This window comes from Donghicola tyrosinivorans (assembly GCF_003003355.1).
Classification (GTDB): domain Bacteria; phylum Pseudomonadota; class Alphaproteobacteria; order Rhodobacterales; family Rhodobacteraceae; genus Donghicola; species Donghicola tyrosinivorans.
Genome location: NZ_PVTQ01000002.1, coordinates 354,579 through 372,178, shown reverse-complemented (window position 1 = coordinate 372,178; position 17,600 = coordinate 354,579). Strand labels below are relative to the sequence as shown.

Genomic DNA, 17,600 nt, shown 5'->3' with positions numbered 1-17,600 from the left:
CTGCCCCGCGCCCGCGCCTAGTCTGCCCGTCAATGACAAGAGGGAGAGCGCAATCATGGCAACCGGCTTTTTCTGGGACGAATCCTGTTTCTGGCACGGAGGCGGGCACTATGCCTTTACCTATCCCGTGGGCGGTCTGGTCCAGCCTCTGGTGGCGGGTGGCCTGCCCGAAGCCCCCGAAACCAAGCGCCGCCTCAAGAACCTGATTGACCGCACCGGCCTGTCAAAAGAGCTGCGTGTCAGCAGCGCCGATCCCGTCACATGGGAGGAAATGCTACGCGTTCACCCCGAAACCTTCCTGCATGAATTCAAGCGCCTCTCTGATTCGGGCGGCGGCGAGATTGGCGAGCAGGCCCCCTTCGGCCCCGGCGGGTTCGAGATTTGCGCCCAATCGGCGGGTCTGGTGCGCGGGGCGCTGTTCTCTGTCCTGACAGGCCAATGCGCCAACGCCTACGCCCTGTCGCGCCCCCCCGGTCACCACGCCCTGCCCGATCACCCCAACGGCTTTTGCATCCTTGCGAATGTGGCCATCGCGGTTGAGGCAGCCTTGGCCGAAGGCATGGTGGGCCGCGTCGCCGTCATCGACTGGGACGTCCACCACGGCAACGGGACCGAGGCGATTTTCTACGACCGCCCCGATGTGCTGACCATCAGCCTGCACCAGGACCGCAACTACCCCGAGGACACCGGCGCCTATACCGACACCGGCGCAGGTCCCGGTGAAGGCTACAACATCAACATCCCCCTGCCCCCCGGCACCGGCCATCACGGCTATCTCTATGCTTTCGAGCAGATCGTGCGCCCTGCGCTGGATGACTTCCGCCCTGATGTGATCATCGTCGCCTGCGGCTTTGACGCGGCCATCGTCGATCCTCTGTCGCGCATGATGTGCACCGCCGAAACCTACCGTCTGATGACCCGCAGCCTGATGGAGGCCGCAGAGGAACATTGCGAAGGCCGCCTGATGATGGCCCACGAAGGCGGCTACTCGGAATTCTACGTGCCCTTCTGCGGCCACGCCGTTCTGGAAGAGATGTCAGGCAGCGCCATCTCTGCCCCCGACCCGCTGGCCGAGACCTACATGGCCCGCCAGCCCGGTCCGCGACATGATGCCATGGTCGAGGCCGAAATCCACGATATGGCCGCGCACATCCTGCGCTAAGGGTTGAAAAACGGGGGCGGTTTATCGACATAGGTAGGGAATAATTCAGGATTTTCCCATGACCGAAGCGAACCAAGCCGCCCTTGATTTCCTGCTGACCCGCCGCAGCACCCCCATTCCCGCCCTGAAGGCCCCTGCGCCCGACCGCGACCAGCTGACCACCATTCTGACCGCCGCCGCCCGCAGCCCCGATCATGGCAAGCTGGAGCCTTGGCGTTTTGTGGTACTGGAAAAGGCCGCGCTGGAACGCGTCGCGCAGGCCATCGCCAAGCGCGGCCCCGAACTGGGGATTGAACAAGCCAAGATCGACAAGCCCGTCGGTGTCTATGGCAACAGCCCCCTCGCGGTGGTCGTGGTGGAAAGCCCCAAGGACAGCGACAAGGTTCCCGCGATTGAACAGACCTACTCGACCGGAGCCGTCTGCCTGTCGCTGGTCAATGCCGCGATGGCGATGGGCTTTGGCGCGAACTGGGTTTCGAACTGGTTCAGCCATGACAAACAGTTCCGCGAAGAGGTCTTCGGCCTTGCCGCCCATGAGACCGTGGCGGGCGTGATCCACATCGGCACCCCTTCGGCAGAGACCCCCGACCGCCCGCGCCCCGATCTGGACCAGATCACCACCTGGATCAGCGAATGAGCCAGATTTTCAAGGCCCTGTCCCTGACCTTGGGACAGATGAGCGACCGCCGCTTCCAGCGCGTTCTTGCGCTGGGGGTCGGCCTTGCCGTTGCCCTGCTGTTCGGCGTCTACGCGATCCTCATGTGGACCGTCACTTGGATGCTGGGGGATTCCGTCACACTGCCCTTTATCGGTACCGTAACTTGGGTGGATAACGTCGTGTCTTGGGGCTCGGTCCCGCTGATGCTGCTGCTGTCCACCTTCCTGATGGTGCCTGTGGCCTCGGCAATGACGGGCATCTTTCTGGATGACGTGGCTGACGCGGTCGAGGATCGACACTACCCCGGCCTGTCCGCCCCCTATCGCGTGCCCTTGGGCCAGAACATCGCGGAAAGCCTGCGTTTTCTGGGCGTCATCGTGCTGGCCAACCTTGCCGCACTGGTGCTGTACTTGATTTTTGCCCCCTTCGCGCCGCTGATCTTCTGGGGCCTGAACGGGTTCTTGCTTAGCCGCGAATACTTCCAGATGGCCGCGATCCGTCGCATGGACCGCGCAGACATGCGCAAAATGCGCCGCCGCAACGCTCTGACCCTGTGGCTGGCGGGCGGCCTGATGGCCCTACCCCTGTCGATCCCGCTGGTGAACTTGCTGGTGCCGATCATGGGCGCAGCGGTCTTCACCCACCTGCTGCACCGCCTGCCGCGCTAAGTGTAACCGAGCCAAAAACGAAAACCCGCAAGGCAGCGCTGCTTTGCGGGTTTTTGTTTTTTTCGCCTTAAGATTGAATTAGTAATCCTCTCACACAATCATTTTGTGATAAGCCTTTTGCAGGTTCATCATGTTTCGTTTTTTGTTGAGGATCATTTTCGAATATGCAGCTTAGTGTTCTGCATGAGGCAACTTCTAAGTCTCAGCCCCGCACCCTGATCATTCACATCGGTCACCACAAAACCGGCTCCACATCCGTACAGCACGCCCTCGCACTAGAGCAGGTTAAAATCAATGGAATAGCCCCCTTCTATGGCGCCGCTCTGACCCACAACCATCTTGTGCGCCACGGCAAGGAAATTGTGAAAGAGACCAATAAGGCAAGCGTAGGTCATCAGTATTTCCTCGAACTCGCCAATGGCATGCGGCAGAACTTTGCGAATACCGACAACCGGATCTGCGTCATCTCGGCTGAGGATTTTGAGCACTTTTCGCCATCTCACCTTAGAAAATTGGTGAACACCTACTTCGCCACAATGTTCGATGTGGTCAAAGTAATCTGCTATGTGCGCCCGCATTTGCAACGCACTGTGTCCTCTTTCACCGAAACCACCAAGATCGGCGCGTGCACCGACGATATGGAAACCTATTTCCAACAATGCACAGAATCCGGAATTTTCCTCTTTGCCCCTGACTTGGCCAAATGGCGGAAAGTCTTCGGCGATAATTTCATTGTCCGCCCCAGCATCCGCTCTGAAATGCAAGGCGGGTCGTTGATCAACGATCTGTTCATGTCCACCCTAGACGCCCCCCAGATCGCGGTGGCAGAGGTCGACAACCAGAACGAATCTCTTTCGCTAGAGGATCTATTGCGGGTTAAATTCCTTCACAAACAGCTGCGGAAAAGAACGCGCGGGTTCCACCACGCCTATGGCTGGACCCTTATGCGCCTGACTGAAAAGCTGCCGAAATCGCGGACCGCGACCAAAATCCAGATGCATCGATCACTGGCGGAACGGGTGCATGCATTCTATCTGGAGGATGCTCGCGAACTTGATGCCACTTACTTTGGCGGCAGCCCCCTTATGCAAACCGCCTTGCAAGAAGGGTTGGATAACGCATGTGAAACGGCTCAGCCCTCGACCGCCCAGCAAGTCTTCACCAAGTCCGAGATTCGAAGCCTGCGATTGGCAGCCCTTATGATCAACGAACTGCTCATGAACGAAGAGCAGCGTTGGCCGGAGTTCCTGCACCAGCGCCGTCTGGACGCCATGTAAAGGCCCGACCACTGGCGCGAGATCGGCCACTCACAAATAAAAATCGACCGCAGACATTCTGCGGTCGATAAAGGACCCTGAAAGACGTGTTCAAGTGGGACTTACTGGCTTTGTTCAACCTGCAAAGGCTGCGGGCGGAAGGATTTCCAAGGGTCCATCTCGCGGATGGACAGGCCGCTGAACAGGATCACCGCTGCCATGATCGCCCAGATCGGCGTGGCCCAAAGGGTCACCACCCACGCGGTGCGTTTGGCCTTGAAATTGGCCGGCGCGCCTGCGTGGGTTCCGGGCACAACCTCGCCCACGTCGCCTTGGGTCTTCAGACGCAAAGGCAGCGTGATGAAAAGGGTCATGAACCAGATTACCGCGTAAAGGACGAAAGCTGCGGTGATCGACATGTCAGACTTGCTCCAGTTCTACCAGACAGCCGTTAAAGTCCTTGGGATGCAGGAACAACACAGGCTTGCCGTGGGCGCCGATCTTGGGCTCTCCGTTGCCCAGAACCCGTGCGCCGGTTTCTTTCAGATGATCGCGGGCCGCGATAATGTCATCCACCTCATAGCAGACATGGTGAATGCCGCCAGAGGGGTTCTTTTCCAGAAAGCCGTTGATCGGGCTGTTTTCACCCAGCGGGTAGAGTAGCTCGATCTTGGTGTTCGGCAATTCGATAAAGATCACGGTCACGCCGTGGTCCGGTTCGTCCTGCGGGGCGCCAACCTTGGCACCCAGCGCGCTGCGGTACTGTTCTGCGGCGGCCTCAAGGTCCGGCACGGCAATAGCGACGTGGTTCAAACGTCCGATCATTTCGCGTCTCCTCATAATGGTTGCCCTACTTATCGCGCCGCAGCGCAGCACAAGCAAGCGCCGCCAAGGTCGCAGGCTGTTAACCGCCCGTTATCCATGCGGGCGTAGGGTGGGAATCATCTGCTTGAGAGACTGCCTTTCGCCACCCACAGGAGATCTGTGATGTCCGACTACAAAGCCTATGTGCCCCGCCCTACGCCCCTGCGCCCGCTGACCGGCCTGACCGTCCTGCTGGTCGAAGACAGCCGCTTTGTCTGTGAGGCGATGCGCCTGATGTGCCTGCGCTCTGGCGCCCGCATCCGCCGCGCCGACAGCCTGATGTCCGCCCGCCGCCATCTGGCGATCTACCGGCCCGAGGTGCTGGTGATCGATGTGGGCCTGCCTGACGGATCGGGGATCGAGTTGATGGCCGATATGGCGAATGACGACAGTGACCCGATCATCATCGGCCTCTCGGGCGATCCTTCGGCCGAACCGGTGGCGCTGGCCGCCGGGGCCACGGCGTTTCTGCACAAGCCCCTGAACTCGCTGGCCATGTTCCAGGAAACCCTGCTGGCCCATTTGCCTGAGGATCGCCACCCCTCTGGCCCACGTACCATCAATGAGGAAACCGTGCATCCCGACGCTCTCGCCTTTCACGACGATCTGCAACATATCGCCATGATGCTGGAAGACAGCACCAACCGTTCGGAACATAAGCTGAACTACGCCCTGCAATTCCTGTCGTCCCTGTGCAGCAGCACCGGTGACAACGATCTGGCCCAAGCCACGCAAGACCTGCAAGAGGCCCGCGCCGGTGGGCTGGCCTCCGGCGCTTTGACCGCCCGCCTTGCAGCAGTGCTGCACGACCGGCTTAGTAACGGGCAACCGCCACAGCAGGTGATCTCACATTACGCCACACGCAATGTCCACCACCTTGCCGCCCGTTAAAGGATCAGACGGGGATCGCTGCCCATATCCAGACCGGGAAAGACGTCCCGCTCCAAAACGGCCTGCTCGATCCCGAACATCCCCCTCAGCGCCCAAGCCGCATGGGCCCGCACATCCCGCGTGGGCATAAGATCGCGCCCCGCATAAAGGTCCGCTTCCGCCAGGCCCGGCCAGTCCGACCAGACTTGCCCACCCCGCAAAGCGCCACCCGCCATTACCATCGCACTGCCGGTGCCGTGATCTGTACCTTCGGTCCCGTTGATCCGCGCCGTCCGGCCGAATTCGGTCATCGCCAGCACTGTGGTCTTGCCCCAGACCTCTGGCCCAAGTTCCTGATGCAAGGTGCCGATCACCTCTGACAAACGTCCCAAGGCCCCTTTGATCCCCTTCTCTTGCCGGCGATGGGTGTCCCAACCGTTCAGGCTAAAGGCCGCAATCCGCGCCTCTTCCCGCAGACGGGCCGCAGCGAAACTGGCCAGCAGCAGATGGCCCTTGCTGCCCCCCACTTCCTTGGCGCGCTCCCGAACCAATTGTTGCGCCTCCAAAGCTGTCATCGGGTTGTCGATCAACTCCAAACTGTCGGCGATGCCGATCGCATCGGCCACCGCGCCACTGAACAGGGGATCGTCATGATGCACCAACTCGATCAAGCGCTGCGCCTGCGGGCTGATGTTCAGATCGGATTCGGGCGTCCACGTATTGACCGGCGCCTTGCCCCGCAACAGCAGCATCTGGTCCCGCTCAAGGGCAAAGGCCGTCTTGCCACTAACGCCCGGAACCGCCTGCAACAGCCGGTTCAACCAGCCGTCCCGCGCCCCTTCGCCTGACAGACCAACGGTGCCAGCCTCCAACAGATCCTGCCCGTCAAAGTGGCTACGCTTGTCCCGATAGGGGGTGCTGACCGCATGGGCAAATCCCAAAGACCCCGCGTTCCACAAGGGCCGCAACGGCTCCAAAGCGGGGTGCAAGCCGTAGAACCCCTCCAAATCGGCCTCGCCCACATTGGGGCCAGCCAACTTGCCGCGCAGCTTGGCAAATTCGGCGTCCCCATAGGGGCGCACCGCGTCCAGCCCGTCCATCGCGCCGCGCAGGATGATCACCACCAAGCGGCCCTCCCACGGGGCCTCGGCGAAGGCCACCGGCGTCAACATGGGCGAGGCCGCAGCCGAACACCCCAAAGCCAAAGACCGGATCAGAAAATCACGCCGCTGCATGGGCTTATCTCCTTTGGAAAGCGGGCGAGGACAGGATGATCCCGACCCCTTCCCAATCGGTTTCTGCCGCCTCGGCGGCAAAGCGCAGGGACTGCGGGGCTTGAACGCCAAGCGCCGTCTCTACCAGAACGCGGGGGTCCGGCAGCCGCGTGGTCAAAGCCTGCGGTGCGGTCATCGCCCACTGGATGCGTCCCGCCAAACCTTGCGGCGTGACCCAGCGGCTGTCCGCCTCGGGCCAGCCATCGGGCCCAAGCGGCGTCATCCACCCCTGCCCCATCAGACGCAGAGGCGCATAGAAAATCGTGTCCAGCGACTTGGCATTCATCCGCTCCAGCATCGCCGGATGCACATCCAGCGCCCGCGTGGCCGAGACCACGAAATCGAAGGGCGGCTTCACGTTCTCCAGCTCTGCCGCCCATGCTGCCGGATGGTTCAGCATCGCGCGATACCCCTCCAGCAGCTCCCCGCCCGAGCCGATCAGCGCCGCCGAAATATGTTCGACCAATCCGGGATCGGGGGTGTCACTTATGAAATGGACCGCCAGCTTCCACGCGATGTGCCGCAGGGTTTGCGGATGGCTGGCCAGATCCTCGATAAAGACGCGCAGGTCCGCCTCACGGTCGCGCGGCGGACCGCCATAGGCCTGCCCCAGAATGGTCTGGATGCCCGGCTCGGCGTATTTGGGGTCCACCTTGAAGCGCAGCTCAACCACGGTCATGCCTGTCAGCAACCGCGCCAGCGCGGTCACATCGGCCTGACTGTAGGTGCCGTTGACGCCCAGAGTGTGTAACTCCAGCATCTCGCGGGCGAGGTTTTCATTGATGCCATAGGGTCTACCCGATTTTTTGGCCACATTGCTGTTCGGCCCGATGGACCGGTGCTGGTCCAGATATTGCAGCATCAACGGATGGCTGGCCGCAGCCCAAAGCATATCGGCAAAGCGCCCCGTCAGATGAGGGCGGATCGCTTCTTCGGCAAAGCCGGTGATATAGCTGCGCCCGGTCAAGCCGCGGCCAACGACCGTGAAATGATCGTTCCAGAACCACGTCAGGCGTTCACGTAGACCATCTTCGGTCAGCGCCCCGCGCAGCACCTGCATGGCGATTTGACGTGCCCCCGCTTCGCGAACCTGCCGCTTCAGCTGCTTATAAGCTTTGTTTGCGGCCTCGACTTCGGGGCTATTGCCGCCCTTTTTGGTCACCCGCCGCATCTGGTAATACTCCCGCAATTGCGGCACGGCATCAGCCTCGAATTTCGGCAGGGGCCAGCGGTCGGCGGCCCGATCCGGCCCTGTCAAACGGTCCAGCATCTCGCCCGTATCGGCGGGCCCCTTCTGGCTAGGAGACAGCCCCGTTCCGAAACGGATCTCTGCCAAAACCGGGTCAAACATGGGCGGTCCTCATGACTAACGGCCCCAAAAGCCGCCCACCCAAAATAGACAAGAGCGGCACGATTCGCATCGCACCGCTCCGTGAGGTTGTTTCCGTATCGGCACCTTTGCGCCGATGTGCCTGTTATTCCTGCGGAATCACGCGCAGGTTGAGCTCCATCAGCTGCTCAGCAGTCGGTTCCGAGGGCGCAGCCATCATCAGGTCTTCCGCGCGCTGGTTCATCGGGAACATGATGACCTCGCGGATGTTCTGTTCTTCGGCCAGCAGCATCACGATACGGTCGATACCTGCAGCACAGCCACCGTGGGGCGGTGCGCCGTATTTGAACGCGTTGACCATGCCGCCGAAACGCTTGTTCACCTCATCAGCGCCGTAACCGGCGATTTCAAAGGCTTTGTACATGATTTCCGGCTTGTGGTTCCGGATCGCGCCCGACACCAGTTCATAGCCGTTACAGGCCAGATCGTACTGGTAGCCCATGACCTTCAGCGGATCGCCGTTCAGCGCGTCCATCCCGCCCTGCGGCATCGAGAAGGGGTTGTGCTCAAAGTCGATCTTGCCGGTCTCTTCGTCCTTTTCATAGATCGGGAAGTCCACGATCCATGCGAAGGCAAAGCGGTCCTTGTCGGTCAGACCCAGTTCCTCACCGATCACATCGCGGGCTTTACCGGCCACACGCTGGAACGAAGCAGGCTTGCCGCCCAGGAAGAACGCCGCATCGCCGACGCCCAGACCCAGCTGCTGGCGGATCGCCTCGGTACGCTCGGGGCCGATGTTTTTCGCCAGCGGACCTGCCGCTTCCATACCATCCGCGCCGTCGCGCCAGAAGATATAGCCCATGCCGGGCAGACCCTCTTTCTGGGCGAACGCGTTCATGCGGTCACAGAACTTGCGGCTGCCGCCAGTGGGTGCGGGAATTGCGCGGATCTCGGTGCCTTCCTGCTCCAGCAGCTTGGCAAAGATCGCGAAACCGCTACCTGCGAAATGCTCGGACACAACCTGCATCTTGATCGGGTTACGCAGGTCGGGCTTATCGCTGCCATACCACAGGGCCGCATCGCGATAGCTGATCTGGGGCCAATCGGCCGCCGCATCCACTTTCTTACCGCCGCCGAATTCCTCGAACACACCTGCAATCACCGGCGAGATGGTGTCGAACACATCCTGCTGGGTGACAAAGGACATTTCCATGTCCAGCTGGTAGAAATCGGTGGGCGAGCGGTCCGCACGCGGGTCTTCGTCGCGGAAGCAAGGCGCGATCTGAAAATACTTGTCGTAGCCCGACACCATGATCAGCTGCTTGAACTGCTGGGGTGCCTGCGGCAGCGCGTAGAACTTGCCCGGATGCAGACGCGACGGAACAAGGAAGTCGCGCGCACCTTCGGGCGACGATGCGGTGATGATCGGCGTCTGGTATTCGCGGAATTTCTTGTCCCACATACGGCGGCGCATCGATGCAACCACGTCCGAACGCAGGGTCATGTTGCGCTGCAGCTTTTCGCGACGCAGGTCCAGATAGCGGTACCGCAGACGGGTTTCCTCGGGGTATTCCTGCTCGCCAAAGACCATCAGGGGAAGCTCTTCCGCCGCGCCCAGCACTTCCATGTCACGGACAAAGACTTCGACTTCGCCGGTGGGGATCTTGGCGTTCACCAGCTCGGGGTCACGGGCTTTGACGTTGCCATCGATGCGGATACACCATTCGCTGCGAACCTTTTCCACGTCCTTGAAGACGGGGCTGTCGGGATCGCACAGCACTTGGGTCACGCCGTAATGGTCGCGAAGGTCGATAAACAGAATGCCGCCGTGGTCACGGACACGGTGGACCCATCCCGACAGGCGGACGGTTTCACCAACGTTATCTTTGGTCAGGTCAGCGCAAGTATGGCTGCGATAGGTGTGCATCGGGCTCTCCCGGAGGTCATCGGTTAGGTTGCAGCCGATACACATGTCTTGGACCGGGAAGTCAAGCAAAGGCTCTGGTCCAGCCCCCTCCTAAAAGGGGGCAATTTCCCTCAAATCGGGGTTCCAGTGGCCTTTTCCCAGCTTTCGGCGGTGATGGTATAGCATTTGTAAGGCGCAGGGCCGGTGCCCAGATCAAGGTCGGCATCATACTGCCAGACCGCACCCACCCGCTCTGATGCGATCTGTGACCGCATGTTGTCCGGCGCGATATGCAGCCACACGGCAGAGCGGCTGGCCAGCACATGCCCCACCATCAGCGCCTTCATGCGACGGTTCCACGCTCCGCCCCAATAGGCGCAGCCAAGGAAGGTAAACCCGATGCCCCACTGATCAGGCTGATCCACCACCGGATAGAACCGCGAACAGCCCAAAATCACGCCATCAACGCGACGGCACGCGACCAAGGTCCCGCCTGCATTCAGCAGGAAATCAAAGTATGGTTCGAACACCTCTCGCTGTGCGCGATGGCGAGCGGGATGTTGCTCCCACGTGCGGGGATCGCTGGCGGCCTGATACAGACCCTCACGGTCCGCCTCAGTCAGCGGGCGCAATTCTAACAGGTCATCGCGAAGTATCACATTGGTATCAAAGGCTTTTGCCATCGTGCGGGCTTTCTTCCGGTTTGTTCAAGTGACGTATCTTTATCCCTGAACGCGGCACCCGCCCATAGCCACACATTCGGGCAAAGACCGGACCAATGTCGCCCTCACCACAAGGTGAGGAACACCTGCCTTGGGCAGCCACCACTGCCCGTGGTACACTGATGCAGCAACGCAAGTTGCGTAGTGCAAACATGCATGGGGCGCCCCCCTCCCGCGCCCTGCGCAAAGAACATCACCGCGGCACCCGCCGCTGTTAACCAGTATGCCGCCCCTCCCTTCCCTCATGGCGGCCTAATAATGATGGAGGCACTATTATGTTCTACGCACCGCTTTCTGCCCGCGACGGGCAGAGGCCCGATAGTGACGCGCCTCAGGCTCTGGCCCGAAGTCTTGTCATCGTCGGCACCGCCTTGCCCGATCCCGTCCTGCGGGTTCTGGCCGAAGAACTGGACGCCCCCGCGCGTCTGACCTTCCCCACCCTTGCTGAGGCCGAAGCCTATTTCGCGGCCCCCGCCAACGGCACCGAGATCGCCCTTCTGATCACCGATGCCTACCAAGTGGCTAACGCCTGCAAAGGGCGTTTCGCCGATGTGCCCCACGCATATGCCTGCGCCCGCAGTGACGATCTGCTGCCCGCCGCGCAAGAGGACGCAATCCCCTTGCCGCAGGACATTGCCCTGCACACCCTGCTGCGGGTGGCCTCGCGGCTGAACCGCAAAGCGCGGTGCAGTCGGGCCCATTGACCTCAGCGTCACAAGTCATAAAAACAGCCGCGCCGGTCCCTCCACCGGCGCGGCCTTTTTCAAGACAGCGATTATGCGCCGCGATGTGGCCTACGAGAAATCCTCGCGGATGATCGCATCTTCCGGCACACCCAGATCCTTCAAATCCTGCTCCAGCTCCTCAACCATCTTGTCGGGCCCGCACAGATAAAAGGGCGCGTGTTTTGAGGTCGCGTAAGGCGCCAGAAACTCCTTATCAATCATCGCTGTCTGCACACCCGCACTCGCGATATCCTGATCCGTCACCGTAAAAACGGTCTTCAGGCCGGGCATATCCTCGAATTCGTCGCGCAGGATGATGTCCTTCTCGGTCTTGTTCGAGAAGATCAGCGTCGCCCCGCCCAGCGTGCCTTTATCCTCAAGACGCTGCCGCAGAATGGCGATGAACGGCGTGATCCCTGCCCCGCCCGCAATAAAGGTGCCGGGCCCTTCATCATGGATCGCGCCCCAAGGCTCCGAGATGTCAACCTTCTCGCCTTCCTTCAAATCAGCGATCTGCTCGGTCACCCCGTGGTGCGAGGGGTAGGATTTGATCACGAACTCTACCGTATCCTCGCCTTCGGTGTTCACCGGCGTAAAGGGCCGCGCTTCATCCTGCCAACCTTCGCGCTGCAAGGTCAGGTCAACGGCTTGACCGGGCGTGATGTCAAAACCCTCGGGACGGGCGAACACCAGATGATGGGTGTCGTGGGTCACTTTCTCGATGGTCTGCAATGTAAGGGTCGTGCTCATGTGTACCTCCTGAAATAGCCATTGGCTTTTCAACGCAGGTCACAGCGGCCCCGTTCCTTCACAGACGCGCTAGGCGGTTTCCGCAAGCTTGGCAGGAATCAAGCCGCGCAGGCTGTTGCCCACGAAGACCTCGCCCTGCAAATCCTCTTGGCGCAGCTTGCCCACCCGCGCCTTGCCCGCGCATATCAGGCTGGACCTCAGCACGCCCGGCAAGCACCCCGCCGAGATCGGCGGCGTCACCAGCACATCACCTTTGCGGACAAAGAGGTTGGTGATCGTCCCCTCACACAGATCGCCGCGGGTATTCATATAGATCAACTCATCCACGCCATCGGGCAGCGCCGCGCGGTTTGCGTCATACAAAGCCCGCCGCGTGGTCTTGTGGCGCAGCCAGTCGTCGCCCGCATCCAGCTGCGTCTTGGCAAGCCCAAGTCGCCACACCGTGCCCTCAGGCAGTGGCACAAACGGGCCAGAGGTCACCTCGCAGCGCCCAGCCACATCGCAGGTCAAACGCACCCGCGCCGGACCATCCGCAGAGAACCCCTCAAGCAGAGCCTCAGCGCCCACAGGCGCAATCCTCATAACGCCCGCACTATGATGCAGCCGCATCAGGTGCAGATCATCGCGCTGGCAGCCCCCTGCGGGCGTCCACAAAAGCGTTTCAATCAGGCGGAAATCGGGGTCTTGAGGTGGGCGTAACGCGCTTTCCATAGGGCCTCTTCATATTCGGCAGCGGCAGTGGAATCCCAAACGATCCCGCCACCCACATTCAAACGGGCCGCGCCGCCAGCCTCAACCATCAAGGTGCGAATCGCCACGTTGAACTCGGCCCGCCCGTCAGGCGCCATCCACCCGATGGAGCCGCAGTAAATGTCCCGCGCCGCGCCTTCCAGATCATCAATGACCTGCATCGCCCGCACCTTGGGCGCACCGGTGATAGACCCGCAAGGGAACAAAGCCCGCAAAATCGCGCCCAAACCGGCACCCTCCTGCAACTGGCCTGTCACCAAAGAGACCATCTGGTGCACGGTCGCATAGCTTTCCACATGGAACAGCTCAGGCACCTTCACGCTGCCCGCCTTGGCCACACGGCTCAGGTCGTTGCGCAGCAAATCCACAATCATCAGGTTCTCGGCGCGGTTCTTTTCGTCCCGCGATAGCCACGCCTTGCGCCGCGCATCCTCAACCGGATCATCGCTGCGGGGCTGAGTGCCCTTCATCGGGCGGGTCGCAATGCCCCCCTGCCCGTCCAGACGGAAAAACAGCTCGGGACTGCGGGACAGCAGCGCGGGCAAGCCCTCCTGCATCACCAAAGCCCCATGCTTTACCGGCTGCGCCTCTACTAAGGCCGCATAAACGGCGGCCACATCGCCAGACACCTTGGTCTCTAGCGGAAAGGTCAGATTGGCTTGATACAGGTCTCCCGCACCGATCAACCCGTGCAACTGCCCAAATGCGTCCGCGTAACGCTCTTCAGACCACAACGGGCGCGGCGCACCCGCATCCCCTGCAGCCGCGGGCAGATCACAGCGATCCGGCGCAGCGTAAACCCCGAACCGCAACAGCGGCAGCCGCCGCGCCGCAGGCATCCGGCCCGACAGCTTCGGCTCTAACGCATAGCCCAGCTCATAGCTGGCATAGCCCGCCAGCCAATCGCCCGCCGTTAAAGCAGCATCCAAAGCCTCAAGCGCCGCAGGCACATCCGCCGGCTCATACGCCTCGATCAGCCGCAGCGGCGCGGAAAAACGGGTGCCTTCCCCCGCTGGTCCATGATCAAAACGAATCTGCAAGCCACTGTCCTTATTGCGCACCACGTCGGAGTTAGGGGAATACACAGGGAAGAACAGGAAAGAAAACGCCTCCCCAGTGATTTTTCCGCCCTTTTCCCAAAGGAATCCGTCCCCGTCCTTTTGCGAGCTTTACGGATAGCCAACTTACGGCCTATCCCCCCTTGCAGACGGGGCGTCGTTGTCTATAACGCACGACAATTTGCGCGACCCCTTCCGCGCTCGATCTGCCAGCCTGAGGATACGAACATGCCGAAAAGAACCGATATCAGCTCGATCATGATCATCGGGGCGGGACCGATCATCATCGGTCAGGCCTGCGAATTCGACTACTCTGGCGCACAGGCTTGTAAAGCCCTGCGCGAAGAAGGCTACCGTGTCATTCTGGTAAACTCGAACCCCGCGACGATCATGACCGACCCCGGTCTGGCCGACGCCACCTATATCGAGCCCATCACCCCCGAGGTGGTCGCCAAGATCATCGCGAAAGAAAAGCCTGACGCGCTGCTGCCCACCATGGGCGGCCAGACCGGCCTGAACACCGCACTGGCCCTTGCCGACATGGGCGTTCTGGAAGAGCACGGCGTTGAACTGATCGGCGCGAACCGCGAAGCCATCGAAAAAGCCGAAGACCGCGCCCTGTTCCGTGACGCCATGGACAAGATCGGTCTGGAAAACCCCCGCGCGACCATCGTCACCGCGCCCAAGGATGCCAAAGGCCACTACGATCTGGAAGCAGGCGTCGGCATCGCTCTGGATGCGCTGGAAGACATCGGCCTGCCCGCGATCATCCGTCCCGCCTTTACCCTTGGCGGCACCGGCGGCGGCGTGGCTTACAACCGCGAAGACTACATCCACTACTGCCGCACCGGCATGGACGCCTCGCCCGTAGGTCAGATCCTTGTCGATGAATCGCTGCTGGGCTGGAAAGAATACGAAATGGAAGTGGTCCGCGACAAAGCGGATAACGCCATCATCGTCTGCTCGATCGAAAACATCGATCCCATGGGCGTGCACACCGGCGACTCGATCACCGTGGCCCCTGCCCTGACCCTGACCGACAAAGAATACCAGATGATGCGGACCGCCTCGATTGCGGTTCTGCGCGAGATCGGCGTTGAGACCGGCGGTTCGAACGTTCAGTGGGCCGTGAACCCCGCAGACGGCCGTATGGTTGTCATCGAGATGAACCCCCGCGTGTCGCGCTCCTCGGCGCTGGCATCGAAAGCCACCGGCTTCCCGATTGCCAAGATCGCAGCCAAGCTGGCCGTGGGCTACACTCTGGACGAGCTGGACAACGACATCACCAAAGTCACTCCCGCCTCGTTCGAGCCCACCATCGACTACGTCGTCACCAAGATCCCGCGCTTTGCGTTCGAGAAATTCCCCGGCTCCAAGCCTTACCTGACCACCGCGATGAAATCCGTGGGCGAGGCAATGGCGATTGGCCGGACCATCCACGAGTCGATGCAAAAGGCGCTGTGCTCGCTGGAAACCGGCCTGACCGGCTTTGACGAGATTGAAATCCCCGGCGCCCCCGATGTGGCCGCCGTGACCAAGAAGCTGGCCGAACAGACCCCCGACCGCCTGCGTGTAATCGCGCAAGCCATGCGTGAAGGTCTGACCAATGACCAGATCCAGGCCGCAACCGCCTTTGATCCCTGGTTCCTGGCCCGCATCCGCGAAATCATCGAGGCCGAAGCCGAAATCAAGAAAGACGGCCTGCCCGTCACCGAAGAAGGCCTGCGCCGCGTCAAGATGCTGGGCTTCTCGGACGCCCGTCTGGCCAAGCTGACCGGCCGCGATGAGGCTCAGGTCCGCCGCGCCCGCCGCAACCTGAACGTTGTGGCCCAGTTCAAGCGCATCGACACCTGCGCCGCCGAATTCGAGGCGCAGACCCCCTACATGTACTCGACCTATGAGACCCCCGTCATGGGCGAGCCCGAGTGTGAGGCACGTCCCTCGGACCGCAAGAAAGTGGTTATCCTTGGTGGCGGCCCCAACCGGATCGGTCAGGGCATCGAGTTCGACTACTGCTGCTGTCACGCCTGCTACGCGCTGACCGAAGCGGGCTACGAGACCATCATGGTCAACTGTAACCCCGAAACCGTGTCCACCGACTACGACACCTCGGACCGCCTCTATTTCGAACCGCTCACCCTTGAGCACACCCTCGAAATCCTGCGCGTCGAGATGTCCAAAGGCACCCTGCTGGGCGTCATCGTCCAGTTCGGCGGCCAGACCCCGCTGAAACTGGCCAACGCGCTGGAAGAAGAAGGCATCCCGATCCTCGGCACCTCGCCCGACGCGATCGACCTTGCCGAAGACCGCGAACGTTTCCAGGATCTGGTCAACCGCCTCGGCCTCAAGCAGCCCATCAACGGCATCGCCTCGACCGACGCCGAAGCCTTCAAGATCGCAGAAAAGATCGGCTACCCGCTGGTCATCCGCCCCTCCTACGTTCTGGGTGGCCGCGCGATGGAAATCGTCCGCGACCTGCCCCAGCTGGAACGCTACATCGCCGAAGCCGTGGTCGTATCGGGCGACAGCCCCGTCCTTCTGGACAGCTACCTCTCCGGCGCGACCGAGATCGACGTTGACGCCCTCTGCGACGGCAAGGACGTGCACGTCACCGGCATCATGCAGCACATCGAAGAGGCCGGCGTCCACTCGGGCGACAGCGCCTGCTCGCTGCCCCCCTACTCGCTGCCCCGCGACATCATCGACGAGATCAAGCGCCAGACCGTGGCCCTCGCCCTTGAACTGAACGTGGTCGGCCTGATGAACGTGCAGTTCGCGGTCAAGGACGGCGTCGTCTACCTGATCGAGGTAAACCCCCGCGCCAGTCGCACCGTGCCCTTCGTCGCGAAAGCCACCGACAGCGCCATCGCCTCGATCGCCGCACGCATCATGGCGGGCGAACCCCTGTCGAACTTCCCGCTCCGCGAAGGCTACCCCGCTGGCAGCGACGTGGACACCCCCCTGCCCATCGCCAACCCGATGACGCTGGCTGATCCCGACATGCCTTGGTTCTCAGTGAAAGAGGCCGTGCTGCCCTTCGCCCGCTTCCCCGGCGTGGACACCATCCTTGGGCCGGAAATGCGCTCGACGGGTGAGGTCATGGGCTGGGACCGCAGCTTCCCCCGCGCCTTCCTGAAGGCACAGATGGGCGCTGGCACCATCCTGCCCCGCGAAGGCCGCGTGTTCATCTCTATTAAGAACGACGACAAAACCGCCCAGATGCTGGAAGCGGGTCAGTTGCTGGTCAAAATGGGCTTTGAGATCATCGCAACCCGCGGCACCGCCGACTGGCTGAACGGCCATGACGTGCCCGCGACCGTGGTGAACAAAGTCTATGAGGGTCGCCCGAACATCGTGGATATGATGAAGGACGGCAACATCGATCTGGTCTTCAACACCACCGAGGGAGCCCAGTCCGTCGCCGACAGCCGCGAAATCCGCTCTGTGGCGCTTTATGACAAGATCCCCTACTTCACCACCGCCGCCGGAGCCCACGCCGCAGTGCTGGCCATGCAGGCCCGCGAAGAGGGTGATATTGAGGTTCGCTCGTTGCAGGGTTAACCCTGCGACACTTTGCTAGAAACGATTAAGGGCGCCCTAGGGCGCC

The 17,600-nt window shown here is 61.5% G+C and carries 16 protein-coding genes; 7 read left to right on the top strand and 9 right to left on the bottom strand.

The features are described 5' to 3' along the window. Window positions 1-55: 55 nt before the first annotated feature. The 4 genes from CLV74_RS04320 (at window position 56) to CLV74_RS04305 (ending at window position 3,765) form a co-directional block, all read left to right on the top strand. Entirely contained in the window at window positions 56-1,162 is a 1,107-nt protein-coding gene (locus CLV74_RS04320) for a class II histone deacetylase (RefSeq protein ID WP_106262987.1), read from the top strand. A 58-nt stretch (window positions 1,163-1,220) separates the two neighbouring features. Next, on the top strand, window positions 1,221-1,799 hold the full coding sequence (locus tag CLV74_RS04315) for a nitroreductase family protein (RefSeq protein ID WP_106262986.1): 579 nt from the start codon (window positions 1,221-1,223) through the stop codon (window positions 1,797-1,799). Further along, window positions 1,796-2,488: an EI24 domain-containing protein gene (locus CLV74_RS04310; RefSeq protein ID WP_106262985.1), complete on the top strand. Its 693-nt coding sequence runs from the start codon at window positions 1,796-1,798 to the stop codon at window positions 2,486-2,488. Before CLV74_RS04315 ends, CLV74_RS04310 begins: the two co-directional genes overlap by 4 nt. A 164-nt stretch (window positions 2,489-2,652) precedes the next feature. Then, complete coding sequence (locus tag CLV74_RS04305; protein ID WP_106262984.1) at window positions 2,653-3,765, top strand: hypothetical protein; 1,113 nt, start codon at window positions 2,653-2,655, stop codon at window positions 3,763-3,765. A gap of 101 nt (window positions 3,766-3,866) precedes the next feature. Here CLV74_RS04305 and CLV74_RS04300 read toward each other — a convergent pair whose 3' ends face one another. Together CLV74_RS04300 and mce are read right to left on the bottom strand one after the other, a co-directional pair. Continuing rightward, window positions 3,867-4,163 (bottom strand): DUF1467 family protein, encoded by a 297-nt coding sequence (locus CLV74_RS04300; protein WP_106262983.1) that lies wholly within the window; start codon window positions 4,161-4,163, stop codon window positions 3,867-3,869. Between the two features lies 1 nt (window position 4,164). Further along, window positions 4,165-4,569 (bottom strand): methylmalonyl-CoA epimerase, encoded by a 405-nt coding sequence (gene mce, locus CLV74_RS04295; RefSeq protein WP_106262982.1) that lies wholly within the window; start codon window positions 4,567-4,569, stop codon window positions 4,165-4,167. Window positions 4,570-4,731: 162 nt separating this feature from the next. Here mce and CLV74_RS04290 point away from each other — a divergent pair, with 162 nt between their 5' ends. Continuing rightward, window positions 4,732-5,499 carry a response regulator gene (locus CLV74_RS04290; RefSeq protein WP_106262981.1) on the top strand — a complete coding sequence of 256 codons (768 nt, stop codon included), beginning with the start codon at window positions 4,732-4,734 and terminating at the stop codon, window positions 5,497-5,499. Here the strand turns inward: CLV74_RS04290 and CLV74_RS04285 are convergent. From CLV74_RS04285 to CLV74_RS04270, 4 genes are all read right to left on the bottom strand, one after another. Continuing rightward, the gene (locus CLV74_RS04285; RefSeq protein ID WP_106262980.1) at window positions 5,496-6,713 is read right to left on the bottom strand and encodes a DUF1501 domain-containing protein; all 1,218 of its coding nucleotides are present in this window, start codon (window positions 6,711-6,713) and stop codon (window positions 5,496-5,498) included. The two genes, CLV74_RS04290 and CLV74_RS04285, sit on opposite strands and share 4 nt — an antisense overlap. 4 nt (window positions 6,714-6,717) lie before the next feature. After that, window positions 6,718-8,103 (bottom strand): DUF1800 domain-containing protein, encoded by a 1,386-nt coding sequence (locus CLV74_RS04280; RefSeq protein ID WP_106262979.1) that lies wholly within the window; start codon window positions 8,101-8,103, stop codon window positions 6,718-6,720. A gap of 124 nt (window positions 8,104-8,227) precedes the next feature. Then, window positions 8,228-10,009 carry an aspartate--tRNA ligase gene (gene aspS / locus CLV74_RS04275; protein ID WP_106262978.1) on the bottom strand — a complete coding sequence of 594 codons (1,782 nt, stop codon included), beginning with the start codon at window positions 10,007-10,009 and terminating at the stop codon, window positions 8,228-8,230. A gap of 110 nt (window positions 10,010-10,119) precedes the next feature. Continuing rightward, window positions 10,120-10,671 carry a GNAT family N-acetyltransferase gene (locus tag CLV74_RS04270; RefSeq protein ID WP_106262977.1) on the bottom strand — a complete coding sequence of 184 codons (552 nt, stop codon included), beginning with the start codon at window positions 10,669-10,671 and terminating at the stop codon, window positions 10,120-10,122. Between the two features lie 314 nt (window positions 10,672-10,985). Between CLV74_RS04270 and CLV74_RS04265 the strand changes: the two genes are divergently transcribed. Continuing rightward, complete coding sequence (locus CLV74_RS04265) at window positions 10,986-11,414, top strand: hypothetical protein (protein ID WP_106262976.1); 429 nt, start codon at window positions 10,986-10,988, stop codon at window positions 11,412-11,414. 90 nt (window positions 11,415-11,504) lie between these two features. Here CLV74_RS04265 and CLV74_RS04260 read toward each other — a convergent pair whose 3' ends face one another. The 3 genes from CLV74_RS04260 to CLV74_RS04250 all read right to left on the bottom strand — a co-directional run bounded on the left by CLV74_RS04260 (window position 11,505) and on the right by CLV74_RS04250 (window position 13,975). Beyond that, on the bottom strand, window positions 11,505-12,185 hold the full coding sequence (locus CLV74_RS04260; protein WP_106262975.1) for an FAD-binding oxidoreductase: 681 nt from the start codon (window positions 12,183-12,185) through the stop codon (window positions 11,505-11,507). A 69-nt stretch (window positions 12,186-12,254) separates the two neighbouring features. Next, on the bottom strand, window positions 12,255-12,896 hold the full coding sequence (locus CLV74_RS04255; protein WP_106262974.1) for an aminotransferase class IV family protein: 642 nt from the start codon (window positions 12,894-12,896) through the stop codon (window positions 12,255-12,257). Then, window positions 12,851-13,975, bottom strand: coding sequence for an aminodeoxychorismate synthase component I (locus tag CLV74_RS04250; RefSeq protein ID WP_106262973.1), 1,125 nt, complete (start codon window positions 13,973-13,975; stop codon window positions 12,851-12,853). Before CLV74_RS04250 ends, CLV74_RS04255 begins: the two co-directional genes overlap by 46 nt. Window positions 13,976-14,221: 246 nt before the next feature. Here CLV74_RS04250 and carB point away from each other — a divergent pair, with 246 nt between their 5' ends. Next, window positions 14,222-17,554, top strand: coding sequence for a carbamoyl-phosphate synthase large subunit (gene carB, locus CLV74_RS04245; RefSeq protein ID WP_106262972.1), 3,333 nt, complete (start codon window positions 14,222-14,224; stop codon window positions 17,552-17,554). Window positions 17,555-17,600: the final 46 nt, after the last annotated feature.

What these genes read in the sequence shown, in the direction of transcription:
- CLV74_RS04285 (WP_106262980.1), bottom strand. Translation starts at nt 6,713, where the DNA reads ATGCAGCGGCGTGATTTTCTGATCCGGTCTTTGGCTTTGGGGTGTTCG.
- CLV74_RS04290 (WP_106262981.1), top strand. Translation starts at nt 4,732, where the DNA reads ATGTCCGACTACAAAGCCTATGTGCCCCGCCCTACGCCCCTGCGCCCG.
- CLV74_RS04305 (WP_106262984.1), top strand. Translation starts at nt 2,653, where the DNA reads ATGCAGCTTAGTGTTCTGCATGAGGCAACTTCTAAGTCTCAGCCCCGC.
- CLV74_RS04310 (WP_106262985.1), top strand. Translation starts at nt 1,796, where the DNA reads ATGAGCCAGATTTTCAAGGCCCTGTCCCTGACCTTGGGACAGATGAGC.
- CLV74_RS04280 (WP_106262979.1), bottom strand. Translation starts at nt 8,103, where the DNA reads ATGTTTGACCCGGTTTTGGCAGAGATCCGTTTCGGAACGGGGCTGTCT.
- CLV74_RS04270 (WP_106262977.1), bottom strand. Translation starts at nt 10,671, where the DNA reads ATGGCAAAAGCCTTTGATACCAATGTGATACTTCGCGATGACCTGTTA.
- CLV74_RS04320 (WP_106262987.1), top strand. Translation starts at nt 56, where the DNA reads ATGGCAACCGGCTTTTTCTGGGACGAATCCTGTTTCTGGCACGGAGGC.
- CLV74_RS04260 (WP_106262975.1), bottom strand. Translation starts at nt 12,185, where the DNA reads ATGAGCACGACCCTTACATTGCAGACCATCGAGAAAGTGACCCACGAC.
- carB (WP_106262972.1), top strand. Translation starts at nt 14,222, where the DNA reads ATGCCGAAAAGAACCGATATCAGCTCGATCATGATCATCGGGGCGGGA.
- mce (WP_106262982.1), bottom strand. Translation starts at nt 4,569, where the DNA reads ATGATCGGACGTTTGAACCACGTCGCTATTGCCGTGCCGGACCTTGAG.
- CLV74_RS04315 (WP_106262986.1), top strand. Translation starts at nt 1,221, where the DNA reads ATGACCGAAGCGAACCAAGCCGCCCTTGATTTCCTGCTGACCCGCCGC.
- CLV74_RS04265 (WP_106262976.1), top strand. Translation starts at nt 10,986, where the DNA reads ATGTTCTACGCACCGCTTTCTGCCCGCGACGGGCAGAGGCCCGATAGT.
- aspS (WP_106262978.1), bottom strand. Translation starts at nt 10,009, where the DNA reads ATGCACACCTATCGCAGCCATACTTGCGCTGACCTGACCAAAGATAAC.
- CLV74_RS04300 (WP_106262983.1), bottom strand. Translation starts at nt 4,163, where the DNA reads ATGTCGATCACCGCAGCTTTCGTCCTTTACGCGGTAATCTGGTTCATG.
- CLV74_RS04255 (WP_106262974.1), bottom strand. Translation starts at nt 12,896, where the DNA reads ATGGAAAGCGCGTTACGCCCACCTCAAGACCCCGATTTCCGCCTGATT.